The sequence below is a fragment of the Pseudomonas sp. zbq_18 genome (genome assembly GCF_043102245.1).
Lineage (GTDB): Bacteria > Pseudomonadota > Gammaproteobacteria > Pseudomonadales > Pseudomonadaceae > Aquipseudomonas.
In genome coordinates this window covers 83,767-104,278 of record NZ_JBICIT010000008.1, presented here as the reverse complement: position 1 = coordinate 104,278, position 20,512 = coordinate 83,767, and the positions used below count along the sequence as shown (strand labels likewise).

General features: G+C 62.4%; 16 protein-coding genes. 5 read left to right on the top strand and 11 right to left on the bottom strand.

Annotated features, from left to right (window positions below):
- Window positions 1-289: 289 nt before the first annotated feature.
- Window positions 290-1,756: a glyceraldehyde-3-phosphate dehydrogenase gene (locus ACF8C6_RS05875; RefSeq protein ID WP_392498688.1), complete on the bottom strand. Its 1,467-nt coding sequence runs from the start codon at window positions 1,754-1,756 to the stop codon at window positions 290-292.
- A gap of 133 nt (window positions 1,757-1,889) precedes the next feature.
- Between ACF8C6_RS05875 and mfd the strand changes: the two genes are divergently transcribed.
- The 3 genes from mfd to ACF8C6_RS05860 are packed head-to-tail and all read left to right on the top strand — an operon-like array spanning window position 1,890 to window position 8,477.
- Window positions 1,890-5,330, top strand: coding sequence for a transcription-repair coupling factor (gene mfd / locus ACF8C6_RS05870; protein WP_392498427.1), 3,441 nt, complete (start codon window positions 1,890-1,892; stop codon window positions 5,328-5,330).
- An 11-nt stretch (window positions 5,331-5,341) separates the two neighbouring features.
- Window positions 5,342-5,866 (top strand): CsiV family protein, encoded by a 525-nt coding sequence (locus tag ACF8C6_RS05865; RefSeq protein ID WP_392498426.1) that lies wholly within the window; start codon window positions 5,342-5,344, stop codon window positions 5,864-5,866.
- Window position 5,867: 1 nt separating this feature from the next.
- Window positions 5,868-8,477 (top strand): SNF2-related protein, encoded by a 2,610-nt coding sequence (locus ACF8C6_RS05860; RefSeq protein WP_392498425.1) that lies wholly within the window; start codon window positions 5,868-5,870, stop codon window positions 8,475-8,477.
- Between the two features lie 3 nt (window positions 8,478-8,480).
- Here ACF8C6_RS05860 and ACF8C6_RS05855 read toward each other — a convergent pair whose 3' ends face one another.
- From ACF8C6_RS05855 to ACF8C6_RS05840, 4 genes are read right to left on the bottom strand one after another with little or no spacing between them, the layout of a single operon-like run.
- Window positions 8,481-9,221, bottom strand: a complete 741-nt coding sequence (locus ACF8C6_RS05855) for an S-methyl-5'-thioinosine phosphorylase (RefSeq protein ID WP_392498424.1) — start codon at window positions 9,219-9,221, stop codon at window positions 8,481-8,483.
- Between the two features lie 9 nt (window positions 9,222-9,230).
- Window positions 9,231-10,229, bottom strand: a complete 999-nt coding sequence (gene nagZ / locus ACF8C6_RS05850; RefSeq protein ID WP_392498687.1) for a beta-N-acetylhexosaminidase — start codon at window positions 10,227-10,229, stop codon at window positions 9,231-9,233.
- A 22-nt stretch (window positions 10,230-10,251) separates the two neighbouring features.
- Window positions 10,252-10,776 (bottom strand): L,D-transpeptidase family protein, encoded by a 525-nt coding sequence (locus ACF8C6_RS05845; RefSeq protein WP_392498423.1) that lies wholly within the window; start codon window positions 10,774-10,776, stop codon window positions 10,252-10,254.
- Between the two features lie 40 nt (window positions 10,777-10,816).
- Entirely contained in the window at window positions 10,817-11,521 is a 705-nt protein-coding gene (locus ACF8C6_RS05840; RefSeq protein WP_277688952.1) for a TetR/AcrR family transcriptional regulator, read from the bottom strand.
- A gap of 242 nt (window positions 11,522-11,763) precedes the next feature.
- On the opposite strand from ACF8C6_RS05840, the gene lexA reads away from it, so the two are divergent.
- Window positions 11,764-12,375 (top strand): transcriptional repressor LexA, encoded by a 612-nt coding sequence (lexA, locus tag ACF8C6_RS05835; protein WP_392498421.1) that lies wholly within the window; start codon window positions 11,764-11,766, stop codon window positions 12,373-12,375.
- Window positions 12,376-12,390: 15 nt separating this feature from the next.
- Window positions 12,391-12,861 (top strand): SOS-induced cell division inhibitor SulA, encoded by a 471-nt coding sequence (gene sulA, locus ACF8C6_RS05830; protein WP_392498420.1) that lies wholly within the window; start codon window positions 12,391-12,393, stop codon window positions 12,859-12,861.
- A gap of 52 nt (window positions 12,862-12,913) precedes the next feature.
- On the opposite strand, the gene ACF8C6_RS05825 is transcribed toward sulA, so the two are convergent.
- The 6 genes from ACF8C6_RS05825 to fadB all read right to left on the bottom strand — a co-directional run bounded on the left by ACF8C6_RS05825 (window position 12,914) and on the right by fadB (window position 20,192).
- A complete protein-coding gene (locus ACF8C6_RS05825) occupies window positions 12,914-13,147 on the bottom strand; it encodes a hypothetical protein (RefSeq protein ID WP_277688955.1) in 234 nt (77 codons plus the stop codon).
- 68 nt (window positions 13,148-13,215) lie between these two features.
- Window positions 13,216-13,734, bottom strand: coding sequence for a DUF6586 family protein (locus tag ACF8C6_RS05820; RefSeq protein WP_392498419.1), 519 nt, complete (start codon window positions 13,732-13,734; stop codon window positions 13,216-13,218).
- A 92-nt stretch (window positions 13,735-13,826) separates the two neighbouring features.
- Window positions 13,827-16,433, bottom strand: a complete 2,607-nt coding sequence (topA, locus tag ACF8C6_RS05815) for a type I DNA topoisomerase (RefSeq protein WP_392498418.1) — start codon at window positions 16,431-16,433, stop codon at window positions 13,827-13,829.
- 90 nt (window positions 16,434-16,523) lie between these two features.
- Window positions 16,524-16,778, bottom strand: a complete 255-nt coding sequence (locus tag ACF8C6_RS05810; protein WP_392498417.1) for a DUF1653 domain-containing protein — start codon at window positions 16,776-16,778, stop codon at window positions 16,524-16,526.
- Window positions 16,779-16,838: 60 nt separating this feature from the next.
- Window positions 16,839-18,014, bottom strand: coding sequence for an acetyl-CoA C-acyltransferase FadA (gene fadA, locus ACF8C6_RS05805; RefSeq protein ID WP_392498416.1), 1,176 nt, complete (start codon window positions 18,012-18,014; stop codon window positions 16,839-16,841).
- A 30-nt stretch (window positions 18,015-18,044) separates the two neighbouring features.
- Complete coding sequence (gene fadB / locus ACF8C6_RS05800; protein ID WP_277688959.1) at window positions 18,045-20,192, bottom strand: fatty acid oxidation complex subunit alpha FadB; 2,148 nt, start codon at window positions 20,190-20,192, stop codon at window positions 18,045-18,047.
- Window positions 20,193-20,512: the final 320 nt, after the last annotated feature.

Genomic DNA, 20,512 nt, shown 5'->3' with positions numbered 1-20,512 from the left:
GACAATAAAGAGCGACTGCAGCAGCCTTGCAGTCACTCAATCTCGCGCTATTCCGGGGCAAAAAATCGCAACGATTATAAGGAGATATAAACGAACTGCACACCCACGGGTGTTGTCTGCGACCTGCCAGTCGTAACAACAAGCAACAGAGCACCCCCGGCCCGAAGCTAAGCAGCCGCTCTGCTCTGGCGCCAAAATGAAGTGAGCCATCCGTCTACTAGACCAAAGTCGCACAGATGCAGAAACGAAAAACGGGAGCCGAAGCTCCCGTTTTGTTTGCTGCCTTCGCTTACTGGGGGAAGGCCGGCGGGTTGACCCCCGCCATGTCTTCCATCACACGCACGACCTGGCAGCTGTAGCCGAACTCATTGTCGTACCACACGTACAGCACGACACGGTTGTCGTTGCAGATGGTGGCCTCGGCATCGACCACACCCGCGTGGCGGGAACCGACGAAGTCGGTGGACACCACTTCCTGGGACTGCACGAAGTCGATCTGCTTCTGCAGCTCCGAGTGCATGGCCATCTGGCGCAGGTACTCGTTGATCTCTTCGCGAGTGGTGGCCTTCTCCAGGTTCAGGTTGAGGATGGCCATGGACACGTTCGGCGTCGGTACGCGAATGGCGTTGCCGGTCAGCTTGCCCTTCAGTACCGGCAGAGCCTTGGCGGCGGCAGTGGCGGCACCGGTCTCGGTGATCACCATGTTCAGCGCAGCGCTGCGGCCACGACGGCTGCCCTTGTGGAAGTTGTCGATCAGGTTCTGGTCGTTGGTATACGAGTGAACGGTTTCGACGTGACCATTGACGATGCCGTACTGGTCATTGACAGCCTTGAGCACCGGCACGATGGCGTTGGTGGTGCAGGACGCGGCGGAGATGATCTTGTCGTCGGCGGTGATATCGGCATGGTTGATGCCGTGCACGATGTTCTTCAGCGCGCCCTTGCCCGGCGCGGTCAGCACGACGCGATCGATGCCAGGGCACTTCAGGTGCTGGCCCAGGCCTTCGGCGTCACGCCATTTGCCGGTGTTGTCGACCAGCAGTGCATCCTTGATGCCGTACTGGGTGTAGTCAATCGACGCCGGATCGTTGGAGTAGATGATCTGAATCAGGTTGCCATTGGCGGTGAGGGTGCTGTTTTCCTCGTCGATGGTGATGGTGCCATCGAACTTGCCATGAACCGAGTCACGGCGCAGCAGGCTGGCGCGCTTGACCAGGTCGTTCTCGGCACCCTTGCGCACGACGATGGCACGCAGACGCAGGCCGTCACCGCCACCGGTTTTCTCGATCAGGATGCGCGCCAGCAGGCGACCAATACGACCGAAACCGTACAGCACCACATCAGTACCTTCGCGAGCGGCACCATTCTGCTTGCCGGCCACGTCGGCCAGCTCGTCCTTGGTGAATTGCTCGATGCTGCGACCAGCGCCTTCACTCTTGAACTTGGCAACCAGCTTGCCCAGATCCACGGACGCGGCGCCCAGCTTGAGCTCGCTCATGGTCTTGAGGATCGGGAAAGTATCGTGAACCGACAGTTCAACCTCGCCGTCCAGGCGGTGACGGGCGAAACGGTGGGCTTTGAGAATGTCGATCACCGAACGGTTGATCAGACCACGGCCGTAGATCGAGGTCACCACGCTGTTGTTGCGGTACAGCTGACCAATCATGGGAATCATCGCTTCCGCGATGGCTTCACGATCAATCCACTCACCGAGACACTGGTCGGGCTTCTGGGTCACGGGCAATACCTTCCAAATGTAGGGGCTGAAAAAAGGGGCTACATTATGACGACGAGCGCTAGCCGGAGCAATGCGCGCCTGTCGCCACTGACAGTAACCACCTCCCCTCGTTACAATCGCCCCCTTCATTTCGCCTGGGGCCACGACACCTGTGTCCGTACTGCACTTGCCGAAACTGCCGGCCGCATCCGGCAAACAGCACTGGGGCAACCTGCCCGGTGCCGCACTGAGCCTGGCCGTCGCCGAGGCCGCCAGCGCCGCCAAACGCTTCACCCTGCTGCTGACCGCCGACAGCCAGAGCGCCGAACGCCTGCAGGAAGAGCTGGCCTTCTTCGCCCCGGACCTGCCGGTGATGCACTTCCCGGACTGGGAAACCCTGCCCTACGACGTGTTTTCGCCGCACCAGGACATCATTTCCCAGCGCATCGCCACTCTCTATCGCCTGCCAGAGATCAAGCACGGCGTGCTGGTGGTTCCCATCGCCACCGCCCTGCACCGCCTGGCACCGACCCGTTTCCTGCTGGGTTCCGGTCTGCTGCTGGATGTCGGCCAGAAGCTCGATGTCGAGGAAATGCGCGCGCGCCTGGAAGCCGCGGGCTACCGCTGCGTCGACACCGTCTACGAGCACGGTGAATTCGCTGTACGCGGCGCGCTGATCGACCTGTTCCCCATGGGCAGCGAGACGCCCTATCGCATCGACCTGTTCGATGATGAGATCGAGACCCTGCGCACCTTCGACCCGGAAACCCAGCGCTCGATCGACAAGGTGGAGTCCATTCGCCTGCTACCCGCCCGCGAGTTTCCGCTGGAGAAGAAAGCTGTCACCGACTTCCGTGGCCGTTTCCGCGAGCGTTTCGACGTCGACTTCCGCCGCTGCCCGATCTACCAGGATCTCTCCACCGGCATCACCCCGGCCGGTATCGAGTACTACCTGCCGCTGTTCTTCGAGGAAAGCGCCACCCTGTTCGACTACCTGCCGCAGGACACCCAGGTGTTTTCCCTGCCAGGCATCGAGAAAGCCGCCGAGCAGTTCTGGCAGGACGCGCGCAACCGCTACGAAGACCGCCGCGTCGACCCGGAGCGCCCAATCCTGCCGCCTGCCGACATCTTCTTGCCGGTCGAGGACTGTTTCGCCCGTCTGAAGCACTGGCCACGGGTGGTGGTCGATCAGAACGACATCGAAACCGGCGTCGGCCGCGAACGTTTCGGCGCCCGCGCCCTGCCGGACCTGGCCATCCAGGCCAAGGCCAGCGAGCCGCTGGCGGCGCTGCGCCGTTTCATCGAGGAATATCCGGGCCGCGTGCTGTTCAGCGCCGAGTCCGCCGGCCGTCGCGAAGTGCTGCTGGAGCTGCTGGCACGCCTCAAGCTCAAGCCGCGTGAAGTCGCCGACTGGCCGGAGTTCACCGCCAGCAGCGAACGCCTGGCGATCTGCATCGCCCCGCTGGACGAAGGCCTGTTGCTCGACGACATCGCCCTGGTCGCCGAGAGCCCGCTGTTCGGCCAGCGGGTGATGCAGCGCCGTCGCCGCGAAAAATCGCGCGATGGCGGCGACAACGTGATCAAGAACCTCACCGAGCTGCGCGAAGGCGCGCCGGTGGTGCACATCGACCACGGCGTCGGCCGCTACCTGGGCCTGATCACCATGGAGTTCGATGGCCAGGCCGCCGAATTCCTCGCCCTGCAGTACGCCGACGAGGCCAAGCTCTACGTGCCGGTCGCCAGCCTGCACCTGATCGCCCGCTACACCGGCAGCGACGATGCCCTGGCGCCGCTGCACAAGCTCGGCTCGGAGACCTGGCAGAAAGCCAAGCGCAAGGCCGCCGAGCAGGTGCGCGACGTGGCTGCCGAACTGCTCGACATCTACGCCCGCCGCGCCGCCCGCGAAGGTTACGCCTTCAAAGACCCGGCCGCCGACTACGCCACCTTCAGCGCCGGCTTCCCCTTCGAGGAAACCCCGGACCAGCAGGCCGCCATCGACGCGGTGCGCGAAGACATGTTGGCGGCCAAGCCGATGGACCGCCTGGTCTGTGGCGACGTCGGCTTCGGCAAGACCGAAGTGGCCATGCGCGCCGCCTTTATCGCCGTGCACAGCGGCAAGCAGGTGGCCGTGCTGGTGCCGACCACCCTGCTCGCCCAGCAGCACTACAACAGCTTCCGCGACCGCTTCGCCGACTGGCCGGTGACGGTCGAGGTGATGAGCCGCTTCAAGACCGCCAAGGAAGTGAGCGAAGCCGTCGGCAAGCTGGCCGAGGGCAAGGTCGATATCGTCATCGGCACCCACAAGCTGCTGCAGGACGACGTCAAGTTCCAGAACCTCGGCCTGGTGATCATCGACGAGGAGCACCGCTTCGGCGTACGCCAGAAGGAGCAGCTCAAGGCGCTGCGCAGCGAGGTGGACATCCTCACCCTCACCGCCACGCCGATCCCGCGCACGCTGAACATGGCCGTATCGGGCATGCGCGACCTGTCGATCATCGCCACCCCGCCGGCACGACGCTTGTCGGTGCGCACCTTCGTCATGGAACAGAACAACCCGACGATCAAGGAAGCGCTGCTGCGTGAGTTGCTACGTGGTGGTCAGGTGTACTACCTGCACAACGATGTGAAGACCATCGAGAAATGCGCCGCCGACCTGGCCGAACTGGTGCCGGAAGCGCGTATCGCCGTCGGCCACGGGCAGATGCACGAGCGCGACCTGGAACGGGTGATGAGCGACTTCTACCACAAGCGCTTCAACGTGCTGGTGGCCTCGACCATCATCGAGACCGGCATCGACGTGCCGAGCGCCAACACCATCCTCATCGAACGCGCCGACAAGTTCGGCCTGGCCCAGCTGCACCAGTTGCGCGGCCGCGTCGGCCGTAGCCACCACCAGGCCTACGCCTATCTGCTGACGCCGCCGCGCAAGGGCATGACCGACGACGCACAGAAGCGCCTGGAGGCCATCGCCAACGCCCAGGACCTCGGCGCCGGTTTCGTCCTGGCCACCCACGACCTGGAAATCCGCGGCGCCGGCGAGCTGCTCGGCGACGGTCAGAGCGGACAGATCCAGGCGGTTGGCTTCACCCTCTACATGGAAATGCTTGAGCGCGCGGTCAAGGCCATCCGCAAGGGCGAGCAGCCGAACCTGGAGCAACCGCTCGGTGGCGGCCCCGAAGTCAACCTGCGGGTGCCGGCGCTGATCCCCGACGACTACCTGCCGGACGTGCACGCCCGCCTGATCCTCTACAAGCGCATCGCCAACGCCACCGACGAAGATGGCCTGAAGGAGCTGCAGGTAGAGATGATCGACCGCTTCGGCCTGCTGCCCGAGCCGAGCAAGAATCTGATCCGCCTGACCCTGCTCAAGCTGCAGGCGGAAAAACTCGGCATCACCAAGGTCGACGCCGGCCCGCAGGGCGGGCGCATCGAGTTCGCCGGCGACACCTGCGTCGACCCGCTGACCCTGATCAAGCTGATCCAGAGCGCGCCGAGCCGCTACAAGTTCGAGGGCGCCACCGTCTTCAAATTCCAGGTGCCGATGGAGCGCCCGGAAGAACGCTTCAATACTCTGGAGGCGCTGCTGGAGCGCCTCGCCCCGCAATCCGCCTAAAGGACTGACCCATGCGCGTGTTTCGCCTCATACCCCTGCTGCTCTGCCTGCTGATGCCGGCCGCCTTCGCCGATGGCCTGTACCAGATCGAACTCATCGTCTTCCGCCAGGCTGGCGAAGCGCTCAGCAGCAGCCAGCTGGCACCGGATGACTGGGCCGTAGGCGCCACGCCGATCAGCAGCAACGAGCGCACTACTGCGCTGAACGACGAAGCGGCCAAACTCAACCCTGGCAACGGCTACGAAGTGCTGTTGCACAAGGCCTGGGCGCAGAACCTGTCAGCCGTACCGAGCGCTGCGGCTGTCAGCACTGGCAACGAGCAGTTCGGTCACTACCCGGTCGAGGGCTCGGTCAGTCTCAGCGAACAGGAGCGCCTGGTCGATCTGGAAGCCAACATCTGGATCAACCGCTTCGACGCCGACGGCCTGCTCAGCGGCAGCGAGCGAGTTCGCCAGCGCACTCGCCTGCGCCTGGGCGAGCTGACCTACCTCGACAACGGCAGCCTCGGCCTGCTGGTCAAGGTCACCCAGCCCTGATATGGCCACGCTGCAGGAGCTGCTGCAGCACGACGCCTGGCAAGCACACTTCGACCTGGGCACGCTGGAGCGTGGGCGCCGCTATGCCAGCCAAGGCCGCGTGCGCATCATCAGCCAGGGCACGCAGCAGATCCATGCCAGCTGCCAGGGCAGCAGCGAGCACCGCTATCAGCAATGGATTCGCCTCAGCGGCACGCACCCGACCCTGTCGGCGCGCTGCAGCTGCCCGGTGGCGCACAACTGCAAGCATTGCGCCGCCGTGCTGTTCCAGCTGGACCTGAGCGCCTTCGCCGACCCGCCCAGCGCCCCGCCCGCTCAGGTGATCGACGACCTGCTGCCAGTGGCGCACCTGGCCCTGGGCAGCCACCTGCTGATCACCTATCAACCGGGCAACCGGCGCACGGTACAGCAGTGGCAGCACCGCGCTGGTCTGAGCTTCAACTACGCCGGGCGCCAGGTGCACGGCAAGCGCATCGCCAGCGGTGAACGCATCCGCCTGACCGTCGACGGCCAGCCACTCGCCATCGCCCGCCAGGCCGATAGCGAACAGCGCCTGCGCCAGCAGCTGGAAAGCCTCGGCCTGCGTCCCGCCATGCGCCAGAGCCTGGCCCTGGCGGAAGGCAGCGGGGAGATGTACGAGCTGCTCAGCGACGGCGCCTGGCTGCATTTCGTCCAGCAGGCCCTACCCGAGCTACGCGCCCAGGGCTGGCAGATCGAGGTCAAACCGGGTTTTCACTTCGACCTCAGTCCGCTGCAGGGCTGGTACGCCGAGATTGAGGACGCGCCGAGCCAGGACTGGTTCGATCTGGAGCTGGGCATTCTGGTCGACGACCAGCGCATCAGCCTGCTGCCGGTGCTGCTGCGCCTGATCCGCAGCCGCCCTGAGCTGCTGGCACCCGCCAACCTGGCCAAACGCGGCGACGACGAACTACTGCCCGTGCAGCTGGAGCACAAGCGCAGCAGTGATGGCCAGCCCCTGCAGGTCGCCCTGCCCTTCGCCCGCCTCAAGCCGGTGCTGGCCACCCTGGGCGAGCTGTACCTGCGCGAGCCGGACCCCAGCCCAAGCCTGCGCCTGTCCGCCCCGGACGCCGCGCGACTGAGCCAACTCAATGAGATGCCCCTGCAGTGGCAAGGTGGCCAGCGCCTGCGCGACTTCGCCCAGCGCCTGCAGCAGGATCACGCACAGCCACACGTAGCTCCTCCAGGCCTGCAGACCGAGCTACGGCCCTACCAGCTCGACGGCCTGCGCTGGATGCAAACACTGCGCGAACTGCAGGTCGGCGGCGTACTCGGCGACGACATGGGGCTGGGCAAGACCCTGCAGAGCCTTGCCCACCTGCTCTGCGAAAAGCACGCCGGCCGCCTGGATCGCCCAGCTCTGGCGGTGATGCCCACTAGCCTGATCCCCAACTGGCTGGATGAAGCCGCCCGCTTCGCCCCCGAGCTGCGCGTACTGGCCGTGCATGGTCCGAAGCGTGCTGCCGACTTCGCCCGCCTCGACCAGTACGACCTGCTACTGACCAGCTACGCACTGCTGCCGCGCGACCTGCCGCACTGGCGCAAGCAACACTTGCATGTACTGCTGCTCGACGAAGCCCAGTACATCAAGAACCCCACCAGCAAGGCCTCTCAGGCGGCCTGCCAACTGGAGGCCCGCCAACGCCTGTGCCTCACCGGTACGCCACTGGAAAACCACCTGGGTGAGCTGTGGTCGCTGTTCCACTTCCTCATGCCCGGCTGGCTGGGTGACGCCAGGCGCTTCACTCAGGACTACCGCACACCTATCGAGAAACATGGCGATCAGGCGCGCCTGGAGCATCTCAAGGCGCGGGTCAAACCCTTCCTGCTGAGAAGGCGCAAGGATCAGGTGGCCAAGGAACTACCCGCCAAGAGCGAGATCGTCCACTGGGTCGACCTCGGCCAGGGCCAGCGTGATCTCTACGAGACGGTACGCCTGGCCATGGACCGCAAGGTGCGCGAGGAGATTGACCGCAAGGGCCTGGCCAGCAGCCAGATCGTCATCCTTGAAGCACTGCTCAAGCTGCGTCAGGTGTGCTGCGACACCCGTCTGCTGCGACACGCTGGAGCAGCCCACTCGGCCAAGCTGGATAGCCTGTTGCTGATGCTCGAAGAGCTGCTGGCCGAGGGCCGGAAGGTACTGCTGTTCTCCCAGTTCACCTCGATGCTGGCGCTGATCGAGGCGGAACTGCAACGGCGTGGCATTGCCTATGCCCTGCTGACCGGCGCCACCCGCGACCGGCGCGAACCGGTACAGCGCTTTCAGAACGGTGAAGTGCCGCTGTTTCTGATCAGCCTCAAGGCCGGTGGTACAGGCCTGAACCTGACCGCGGCGGACACCGTGATCCACTACGACCCCTGGTGGAACCCGGCGGCGGAGAATCAGGCCACCGACCGCGCCTATCGCATCGGCCAGGACAAGCCGGTGTTTGTCTACCGCCTGATTGCCCGCGGCACGGTGGAAGAGAAGATCCAGCAACTGCAGCAGCGCAAGGCAGCACTGAGCGCCGGTCTGCTGGAAGGTGGCAACCAGGGCGACTGGCAGCTCCGCGCCGAAGACATCGACGCCCTGTTCGCCCCACTGCCGAAGTAGCCCTCAGGGCTGGGCCAGCACCCGCCCCAGCACGGCCCGCACCTTGTCGATCCCCTGGGCCAGCTCGCGCTCGATATCGGCCATGGTGATCAGACCCGCAGCCTTGCCCGCGGCCGGATTGACCACCAGCGCCAGACAGGCATAAGGCAGATCCAGCTCACGCGCCAGCGCCGCCTCAGGCATCCCGGTCATACCGACGATGTCACAACCATCGCGCTCCAGACGCACGATCTCGGCCGCCGTTTCCAGGCGCGGGCCCTGAGTCGCGGCATATACGCCATGGCTGCTGTGCGGATAACCCAGCACTTGCAGCGCCTCGATCAGACGCTGGCGCAGCGCTTCGTCATAGGGATAACTGAAATCGACGTGGGTGACGTGCTCGATCTCGCCCTCGAAAAAGGTATGTTCCCGACCCCAGGTGTAGTCGACCAGCTGATGCGCGACGCACAGATGGCCGCTACCCATGGCCGGATGAATGCCTCCCACCGCATTGACCGCGAGAATCGCCTCGGCGCCAGCCTGCTTCAGCGCCCAGAGATTGGCGCGATAGTTGATCTGATGTGGTGGGATACGGTGCGGATGGCCATGACGAGCAAGAAACAGCACCTCATGACCGCCATACTCGCCCCGCAGCACGGCGGCCGAAGGCGAACCAAAGGGCGTGTCCAGATTGTGCATCTGCTTGATGCTCAGACCTTCCAGCTGGGTCAGGCCGGTACCACCGATGATCGCGTAGGTCGTCATGGCTCCTCCTTAATCAATCAGCTGCGCATCCCGCAGCGCCGTCACCGCCTGCAGCCAACGCGGCTGCTCGCGGTAGTCGGTGCGCGCATAACCCTGGCCACGCATGCGCGCCAAGCCCTTGGGCGGCAGCACCTGGAGGCGCTGCAAGGCGCTCAGCGCCAGCTCGGCTGCCGCGCGGTCATTGCACACCAGGCCCATGTCGCACCCGGCTGTCAGCGCCGCCTCGATACGATTGGCCGCGTCGCCCACCACATGAGCGCCAGCCATCGACAGGTCATCGCTGAAGATCACACCCTCAAAGCCCAGCTCCCCGCGCAGGATCTCCTGCAGCCAGCGGCGCGAGAAGCCGGCCGGCCCCTCATCAACCTGCGGATAGATCACGTGGGCCGGCATCACCGCCGCCAGCTGGCGACTGAGTTGACGGAACGGCACCAGATCCTTGGCGCGGATCTCGTCCAGGCTGCGCTCATCCACCGGAATCGCTACATGGGAGTCCGCTTCGGCCCAACCATGACCGGGGAAGTGCTTGCCGCACGCCGCCATGCCGGCAGCGTTCATACCACGAATAAATGCACCGGCCATGCGTGTCGCTAGCTCGGGATCACCCTCGAAGCTGCGACTTCCGACTACCGCGCTGCGCTGGTGATCCAGGTCCAGCACCGGGGCGAAACTGAGGTCAAGTCCCACCGCGAGAACCTCGGTGGCCATCAGCCAGCCGCACTGCTCCGCCAGGTACTCCGCAGCCGGATTGTCTGCGAGCGCGCGCATGGCCGGCAGTCGGACGAAACCATTGCGCAGGCGCTGCACCCGCCCACCCTCCTGATCCACTGCCAGCAGCAGGTCCGGACGCTCGGCACGGATGGCCGCGCAGAGCTCACGCACCTGACGCGGCTCTTCAATATTGCGGGCAAACAGAATCAAACCACCCACCTCGGGCTGGCGCAGTATCCGGCGATCCTCGGCCGTCAGCCAGGTGCCTTGGATATCCAACATCAGGGAGCCGTACAAAGGAGTCGTCACAACAAAGTCCTTAGACGAGATCGGCTGCCGTCCACTCAGGGCATGCCGCCTCGTCGATCAACACCGCACAGTGCGGCGGTACACGGGGAAAGAGGTCCAGCAAATCGCTGTTGCGCAGGCGCACACAGCCATGAGACAGCGGCACACCCATGGGTTCCGTATCAGGCGTGCCATGCAGATAGATGTAGCGGCGAAAGGTGTCGACGGCACCCAGACGGTTGATACCAGGCTCGCAGCCACTGAGCCAGAGAATGCGGGTCAGAATCCAGTCGCGCCCGGGAAACTGTTCAGCCAGGGCAGCAGACCAGACCTCTCCCGTCCAGCGTCGACCTCGCAGCACCGCGCCCTCTGGCAGACCGTCACCAATCTTCGCGCGCACCTGATGGCGACCACGTGGCGTGCAGTTGGAGCCGCTGCGTTCACCCGGCCCATTCAGCGCCGTGGAAACCGACAAACGCAGACACAGCTGCCCGTCGGCGAAGCCATACAGGCGCTGGTCGGCAATGGAGATATGCAGGAAATCGAGCAGATACATGGGCCGCTAGCTTAGCCCATCGACCCGCTCGGGCACAGGGTCAGCCGGCCTTGGCGGCAACCGGCTTGCTACGCGGCTTGAACTGGGCGTTGGCCAGCGCTTCATCGCTGACACCACTCTCAGCGCGCATCCCCGCCGCGAGAAACGGCACCATCAGGCGCATCACCTGCTCAAGCGAGGTATCAACACCGAAGTCGTTCTCGGCCATGCCGCGCAACGCCTTGATACCCGACATGCTGAAGGCGGCGGCACCGAGCATGAAGTGAACACGCCAGAAGATCTCCAGCGGCGGCAATTTCGGCGCGACTTCGTTGAGCAGCAGCATGTAGCGACGGAAGACCTTGCCGTACACCTCTTCCAGATACTTGCGCAGGTGGCCCTGGCTTTGACTGAAAGCCAGGCCGAGCAGACGCATGAAGATCGACAGGTCGTTACCACTGCGCGGCTTAACCGCCAGCGCCTGCTCCACCAGCATATTGAGCAAGTCTTCTAAGCTCGCCTTCTCCCCCGCACGCGCCTGACGCCGATCCAATTCACGCTCCAGGCTGATGCAGAACGGCCCAAGGAATCGCGAAAACACTGCCTGAATAAGCGCCTTCTTGGAACCGAAGTGGTAATTCACCGCCGCCAGATTGACTCCAGCCTTGCTAGTGATCAGACGCAAAGAAGTTTCAGCAAAACCTTTTTCGGCAAACAGCTGTTCAGCTGCATCCAGGATGCGCTCAACGGTTTCTGATTGAGCCATGGCACTCTCACCTGACAAACACTTGTTTGAAACATACGTATCAGGCAGACGCCCTGTCAAGCCTGACAGGCCCTTTCATGGCTGACCGGTCACGCATTAAACCATAGAGCAATGACCACAACATCGCCGCCACCTGGCAAGCAGCTTATTTGGCTATTTGGCCTTGGATCAGAAACAGCAGTTGCCAGCGACAGATCACTGTATATAATCACAGCACCTGTATAAACAGACAGACCGCCAGCATGCTCAAACTGACGCCGCGTCAAACTGAAATTCTCTCCTTTATCAAACGCTGCCTGGAAGACAACGGCTATCCCCCCACTCGGGCGGAAATCGCCCAGGAGCTGGGCTTCAAATCACCTAACGCCGCGGAGGAACACCTCAAAGCTCTCGCGCGTAAAGGTGCCATTGAGATGACCCCGGGCGCATCGCGCGGCATTCGCATTCCCGGCTTCGAGCCCGCAAGCAGCGAAGAAGAGGGGCTGCCCGTCATCGGCCGCGTGGCTGCAGGCGCGCCGATCCTGGCGCAGCAGAACGTCGAGGACTCCTGCAAGATCAACCCCGAGTTCTTTCATCCCAAAGCGGACTACCTGCTGCGCGTCCGCGGCATGAGCATGAAGGACATCGGCATCCTCGACGGTGATCTGCTGGCGGTACACACCACCCGCGAGGCACGCAATGGCCAGATCGTGGTGGCGCGCATCGACGATGAAGTCACCGTCAAACGCTTTCAGCGCAGTGGCAACAAGGTGCTGCTGATCGCAGAAAACCCAGACTTCGCGCCAATAGAAGTAAACTTGGAAGAGCAAGATTTGGTCATCGAAGGCTTGAGTGTCGGTGTCATCCGCCGCTGAGTTAAGGAGAGCTTCATGCAGTTCCCGCAGTCGCTGAATCGTTCACAACTCCCTCTTTTTGAAGCCTTCATTGGCAACTCAATCCCCCGACTGCTCGACGAGCTAGTCGAAACACCTTGGATCGAAGAGCCAGAACCATTCAGCGAGCTGCGTCTATCAGCCTCCCCAGGTAACTACCGTCACCTGCTCGGCCCGATGCTGCGCGAGCTCAGCCAACACCAGGATGCACGCTGGCTCACCCTGGTCGCCCCGCCTGCCTCGATCACCAACGCCTGGCTGCGCAGCGTGGGCCTCAACCTGGATCGTCTTCTCCTGCTGCAACCACGCGCAGGCCAGGATGCACTGGAGCTGACCAAGGAAGCCCTGAGGCTGGGACGTAGCCACACCGTGGTCAGCTGGCTTGACTTGCAGGGCACACAGCGCGCACAGCTAAGCGGCGCCGCACGAGTAGGCAGCGCCCAAAGCCTCAATATTCGACTGGATTAACTCGAAGACGGAGCATCCGCTCCAAACCGATGCCCGTTGCGGGCATCGATACTCAATGCAGCACGCGCGGCTGCTCTTCCTGCTCGATATCACCCTCAGCCAGTCGGCCGGCCATCTGCACGCCAACGTTGAGCATGGCTTTGGCCACCTCGACATGGTGTCCCTGCATGAAAGCCCGAGCATCTGCAGAGAAGTCCAGCGTTACCAATACTTCCTCGTCTTCAGCACGACGCAAAATAATGCGGCCATCGGGCATTTCGACGATTTCAAGGAAGGATGTGGTCATAAGGTACTCTCCAGACAAGAGGGCCAGTGTAACAGCCAGAACGGCCCTACCCTAGCCCGTCGATCCTATCAGCACTCGCTGAGCGACTCACGGTAACGCAACACCAGCTGCTTGAGATCCTGTCGCCAGCCTTCAAGATCGGCACTACTCAACGGCGCAGCCTGCTCCTCGACACTGACTGCTTCGATCAGAGGTAGCGTCGGATCGACCTTGGCTTTTTTAGGTGCTTGCGGAGGACGATGAAGCGCCGCATGTGCTGCCAGTAACTGCGCCAGCCAGCTTTGCGGCTGCTGGGCAATTTCGAGCAACTCGGACAGCTCCGGCGTCGGTGAATCCCGCAATACCTGCTGATTGAGTATCAGATCGACACGCGGTGCCGCAGCCGACGCCAGCTTGTAGTAATCCGTTATTTCGTGACAAAGCCCCAGCACTGCACCGTAGAGGTGAAAGAGGACTGCCTCACGTTCCGCCTGCTGCAAGGCAGGCGCATTGGCCACGGCACCATCCTCGGCCTTCCGCAGGCTTTCCAGCGCCAGCCCGGCGAAAAATATCTTCTGATTGGTACGGGTGTAAGGCTCATGGGCCATGACCAACTCCTGAGCGGCAAGCAATCACCGCATCGAGAACGAAACAGACACTGGCGGAGCACCTATTGGCGCCCCACCCGATAGCGAAGGGTTCAGCGCTTGTCTTCCACCTTCCACTTGCCGCCATCGAAGAAGGCGCGCCAGCCAGTGGGCTTGCCGTCCACCTCGCTCTGCACATACTGCTCCTTGGTCTTGCGACTGTAGCGGATCACTGCCGGACGGCCTTCTGGGTCCTTGGCCGGCGCATCCAGCAGGAAGTGGTACTTGGGATCGATCTCGCTCTTGTGCGGAATCAGCTCCAGAACCAGTGGTGCACGGGTTTCACGGTTCTTGGGGAAACCACTGGCGGCAAGGAACAGCCCGGAGGCGCCATCACGCAGCACGTAAGTGTCGTCGACCTTTTCGCACTTGAGCTCCGGCATCGGTACCGCATCCATCTTCGGCGGCGCCGCCTCACCACTCTTGAGCAGCTTACGGGTGTTCTTGCAGCTGCTGTTGGTGCACCCGAAGAACTTGCCGAAACGTCCGGTCTTGAGCTGCATCTCGCTACCGCACTTGTCACACTCAAGGCTCGGCCCTTCGTAGCCTTTGATGCGATATTGGCCCTGCTCAATCTCGTAGCCGGCACAGTCCGGGTTGTTGCCGCAGATGTGCAGCTTGCGAGTCTCGTCCAGCAAGTAGGCATCCATCGCCGTGGCGCATATCGGGCAGCGGTGCTTGCCCAACAGCACGCGCGATTCGGACTCGCCTTCGTCGTCTGCGGCTATTTCATCGCCCGGAATCAGATTGATGGTGGCCTTGCAACGCTCTTTTGGCGGCAATGCATAACCGGAGCAACCGAGGAACACACCGGTGGATGCGGTACGGATCATCATCGGCCGGCCACAGTCACGGCAGGCGATGTCGGTCGGCGTCGGCTGATTGGCACGCATACCCGTGTCAGCGACTTCGGCCACTTCAAGCTTCTTCCTGAAGTCGCCATAGAACTCATCCAGCAGATGCTTCCAGTCCCGCTCACCCTGGGCAACGTCATCCAGATGCTCTTCCATCCCGGCAGTGAAGCCGTAATCCATCAGGTTGGCGAAGCTCTCGTTGAGCCGCTCGGTGACGATGTCGCCCATCTTCTCCGCGTAGAAGCGGCGATTGTGAACGGTGACGTAACCGCGATCCTGAATGGTGGAAATGATCGCCGCATAGGTCGAAGGACGACCGATGCCACGTTTTTCCAGTTCCTTGACCAGGCTGGCCTCGGAAAAGCGCGCCGGCGGCTTGGTGAAGTGCTGGCTCGGGTCGAGCTTGATCAGCTTAAGCGCCTCACCTTCTTTCATATCCGGCAGGACATCATCCTCGCCCGGCTTGCTCTGCTGCGGCAGCACGCGGGTATAACCGTCGAACTTGAGAATACGCCCCTTGGCACGCAGCTCGAAATCGCCGGCCTTGGCGGTTACCGAAGTGGACAGGTATTCGGCGGGCGGCATCTGGCAGGCCACAAACTGACGCCAGATCAGCTCGTAAAGGCGTTCAGCGTCACGCTCCATGCCGGAGAGCTGGGTCGGGCGCAGGTTGACGTCGGACGGGCGAATCGCTTCGTGCGCCTCCTGAGCCCCCTCCTTGCTCGAATAGAAGTTCGGCTTGGCCGGCAGGTACTTTTGGCCGAACTCGCTGTCGATGAAGCCGCGCACCATGTCGATGGCGTCATTCGACAGGTTGGTCGAGTCGGTACGCATATAGGTGATGTAGCCGGCCTCGTAGAGACGCTGGGCCATCATCATGGTCTTCTTCACGCCGAAGCCGAGGCGATTGCTCGCCGCCTGCTGCAGGGTGGAGGTAATGAAGGGCGCGGACGGCTTGCTGGACGTCGGCTTGTCTTCGCGCTTGCTGACGCTATAGGCAGACACCTTGAGCTTGTCCAGAGCAGCCATGGCCTGGGCTTCGTTGAGCGGCTTGAAGGCTTCGCCCTTCTCGCGGGTCACCTCGAAGCGCACCTTGGCGTCCTTGGCGGTGCCCAGGTCCGCATGCACTTCCCAGTACTCTTCCGGTACGAAGGCACGGATTTCCTTCTCGCGCTCCACCACCAGCTTCACCGCCACCGACTGCACGCGGCCAGCGGAAAGACCACGGGCGATCTTGGCCCACAGCAGCGGAGAAACCATGTAACCCACTACGCGATCCAGGAAACGGCGCGCCTGCTGCGCGTTGACCCGGTTGATATCCAGCTCGCCGGGCTGTGAGAAGGCCTCCTGAATGGCCTTCTTGGTGATTTCGTTGAACACCACGCGCTTGTAGCGGCTGTCATCACCACCAATGGCTTCGCGCAGGTGCCAGGCAATGGCTTCCCCTTCGCGGTCCAAGTCGGTTGCGAGATAGATGGTGTCGGCATCCTTGGCCAGGCGGCGCAGCTCCTCGATCACCTTCTCCTTGCCGGGAAGGATCTCGTACTTGGCTTTCCAGCCATGCTCGGGGTCGACGCCCATGCGGTTAAACAGCTGACGCTTGGCTTTTTCCTTGGGCGACAGTGCGGGGGCTTCGGCGGCGGCCTTGCCACGCTTGGCCGGCTCCTTGGTGGCACTGGCGGAACCGCTGGTAGGCAGGTCTCGAATATGGCCGATGCTCGACTTCACCACGAACTGGTTGCCCAGGTACTTGTTGATGGTCTTGGCCTTGGCCGGGGATTCCACGATGACCAGCGATTTGCCCATGGATTGGAGAATTCCTGAATACAAAAAGAAGAGAATAAGCGGCCAGCGCCTATAGAGGCACCGCTATATATAGTGGCCGTCAAGCTCAGGTCAAGGGCGACTACCGCTCGCACCCGGGCCAATCAGCGCGCTTTCCGCCTCGATCAGCGCAAAGCGTGGCACCGTTTCACCGTCCAGTTCGACCGTGCCGCAGAACATCTCCAACGGCCTGACCCAGAGGCCGAAGTCACCATACAGGGCTTGATAGACCACCAGCCACTCCTCGGTCTCGGAATGCTGGGCGACGGCGAACACGCGGTACTGCGGCCCCTTGTAGTGACGGTACAAGCCGGGTTGAAGTTGCATGCATGACTCCTAAAAAACAAAACCGGGGCACAAGGCCCCGGTCTTCCCATCGACTGACGCTTAGACGCGTTCGAAGATGGTGGTGATGCCCTGGCCGAGGCCCACGCACATGGTGGACACGCCCAGCGTACCGCCGTTCTGCTTCATCACGTTCAGCAGGGTGCCGGAGATACGCGCACCGGAGCAACCGAACGGGTGGCCCAGAGCGATGGCGCCGCCATGCAGGTTAACCTTCTGCTCCATCTTGTCGAGGAGTTTCAGGTCTTTCAGTACCGGCAGAGCCTGGGCAGCGAAGGCTTCGTTGAGCTCGACGAAGTCGATGTCGTCCATGCTCAGACCAGCGCGCTTGAGGGCTTTCTGGGTGGACGGCACCGGACCGTAACCCATGATCGCCGGGTCGACACCGGCCACAGCCATGGCGCGAACTACGGCCATCGGCTGGATGCCCAGGTCCTGGGCGCGCTGGGCGCTCATGACGATCATGCAGGAAGCGCCGTCGGTGATCTGCGAGGAAGTACCTGCAGTCACGGTGCCGCCTTTCGGGTTGAACGCCGGTTTCAGGGCAGCCAGGCTCTCGAGGGTGGTTTCCGGACGAATGGTTTCGTCGAAGTCGAAAACTTTCAGGAAACCATTCTCGTCGTAGCCTTGCATCGGGATGATTTCATCCTTGAACTTGCCTTCGACGGTGGCCTTGTGTGCCAGACGGTGAGAACGCTCACCGAAGGCATCCTGCTGCTCGCGGCTGATGCCGTGCATCTTGCCCAGCATCTCGGCGGTCAGACCCATCATGCCGGACGCCTTGGCGGCGTACAGGGACAGGTGCGGGTTCGGATCAACACCGTGCATCATGCCAACGTGGCCCATGTGCTCCACACCACCGACGACGAAGACGTCGCCGTTGCCGGTCTGGATGGCCTGCACGGCAGTGTGCAGGGCGCTCATGGAGGAACCACACAGACGGCTGACGGTCTGGCCAGCACTGGTGTGCGGGATCTGGGTCATCAGCGACGCCATGCGCGCGATGTTCCAGCCCTGCTCCAGGGTCTGGTTGACGCAACCCCAGATCACGTCTTCGACTTCAGCCGGGTCCAGCTTGGTGTTGCGGGCCAGGACGCCACTGATCAGTTGTGCCGACATGGTCTCGGCACGGGTGTTGCGGTGCATGCCGCCCTTGGAACGACCCATCGGGGTACGACCGAAGTCGACAATGACTGCATCTCTCGGATTCAGGCTCATATTTCTACTCTCGCTCTGTTCGCTGCGCGATTAACCGAAGAACTTCTGGCCCTTGGCGGCCATTTCACGAAGTTTGGCGGTCGGGTGGTACAGCGCGCCCAGCTCGGCATACTTGTCAGCCAGGGCCACGAATTCAGCTACACCGATGGAGTCGATGTAGCGCAGGGCACCACCGCGGAAGGGCGGGAAGCCGATACCGTAGATCAGGCCCATATCGGCCTCAGCTGCGGTTTCGACGATGCCGTCTTCCAGGCAACGAACGGTTTCCATGCACAGCGGGATCATCATGAAGTTGATGATGTCTTCGTCGGTCAGCTCACGCTGCTCCTTGACGATAGCCTTGAGGAGTTCGTAAGCCTCCGGATCCTGAACCTTCTTCGGCTTGCCGCGCTTGTCGGTTTCGTAGGCGTAGAAGCCCTTGCCGTTCTTCTGGCCCAGACGATTGGCGTCGTACATCACGTCGACAGCAGTCTTGCCTTCGACAGCCATGCGATCCGGGAAGCCTTCAGCCATTACGTCACGGCCGTGGTGGCCGGTATCGATACCGACGACGTCGGACAGGTAGGCCGGGCCCATGGGCCAGCCGAACTTCTCCATGACCTTGTCGATGCGCACGAAGTCAACACCGAACTCAAGGAGCTTGCCGAAGCCACCGAAGTACGGGAACAGCACGCGGTTGACCAGGAAGCCCGGGCAGTCGTTGACCACGATCGGGTTCTTGCCCATTTTCTTGGCGTAAGCCACGGTAGTGGCAACCGCCACATCGCTGGACTTCTCGCCACGAATGACCTCAACCAGCGGCATCATGTGCACCGGGTTGAAGAAGTGCATGCCGACGAAGTTTTCCGGGCGCTTCAGGGCCTTGGCCAGCAGGCTGATGGAGATGGTCGAGGTGTTGGAGGCCAGGATGGCGTCTTCCTTCACCGCATCTTCCACTTCGGCCAGAACGATCTGCTTGACCTTCGGATTCTCGACTACAGCTTCGACGACGATGTCGACGTTGCCGAAATCACCGTAGGACATGGTCGGGCGAATGGCGTTGAGGGCTTCGGCCATCTTGGCCGGGGCCAGACGGCCCTTCTCGACGCGCTTGCCGAGCAGCTTGGCAGCCTCGCTCAGACCCAGCTGAATACCCTCTTCACGGATATCCTTCATCAGGATCGGGGTGCCTTTGGAGGCGGACTGGTAGGCGATACCGCCACCCATGATGCCGGCGCCGAGTACGGCGGCCAGTTTCACGTCGCGAGCGATCTCGTCATGCTGCTTGGCCTTCTTCTTCAGATCCTGATCGTTCAGGAACAGGCCAACCAGGCTCTCGGCAACCGAGGTCTTGGCCAGCTTGACGAAGCCGGCGGCTTCCACTTCCAGCGCCTTGTCACGACCGAAGTTGGCGGCTTTCTGGATGGTCTTGATGGCCTCGACCGGAGCCGGGTAGTTCGGGCCAGCCTGGCCAGCGACGAAACCTTTGGCGGTTTCGAAGGCCATCATCTGCTCGATGGCGTTGAGCTTGATCTTTTCCAGCTTGGGCTGACGCTTGGCCTTGTAGTCCAGCTCGCCGGAGATGGCGCGTTTGACCAGGTCCAGAGCGGCATCCTTGAGTTTGGCCGGAGCGACTACTGCATCGACGGCGCCTACCTTCAGGGCGTCGGCAGCTTTGTTTTCCTTGCCGGAGGCGATCCATTCGATGGCGTTGTCGGTACCGATCACGCGCGGTAGGCGCACGGTGCCGCCGAAGCCCGGGTAGATGCCCAGTTTGACTTCCGGCAGGCCGATCTTGGCGCTTTCGGAAGCGACGCGGTAGTCACCGGCCAGGCACATTTCGAAACCGCCACCCAGGGCGATACCGTTGATGGCGACGACGGTCGGAACGGCCAGGTCTTCGAAATCACTGAAGATCTTGTTGGCTTCGAGGTTGCCGGCAACCAGCTCTTCGTCGGGCAGTTTGAAGTTCTCGACGAACTCGGTGATGTCGGCGCCGACGATGAATACGTCTTTGCCGCTGGTGACGATTACGCCCTTGATCGAACCGTCGGCCTTGATGGCATCGACCGACTGGCGCAGTTCGCTCAGGGTCAGACGGTTGAACTTGTTAACGGACTCACCCTTGAGGTCGAAATTCAATTCGACGATGCCGCCCTCAAGAGCCTTAACCGTGATGGCTTTACCTTCGTAAATCATCAACTGATCTCCACGGTATGGAAGCTGAACGGTACACATCGGAGCCAACCGGCCGGGGCCGCTCGTGGCATAGAGCCGTCGAGCATAGTCCCATTCGATCCGACACACCCGCCGACGCGATAATCGGGCTGTAAAGGCGCCACCTACAGCGGCAGACGCTCAATTCATACGCCCGTTTGATTTGGGTGGGCGTACATTCAGTGAAAACCGGGCAATTGTCAATTGCCCGTCACAGGCGCCTCCCGCGAGAGCAGCGTCACCAAGTGACTTTGAATAGCGTTTGATTCACAAAACAAAGAAGGACGCAGCCCCAGAGCGGC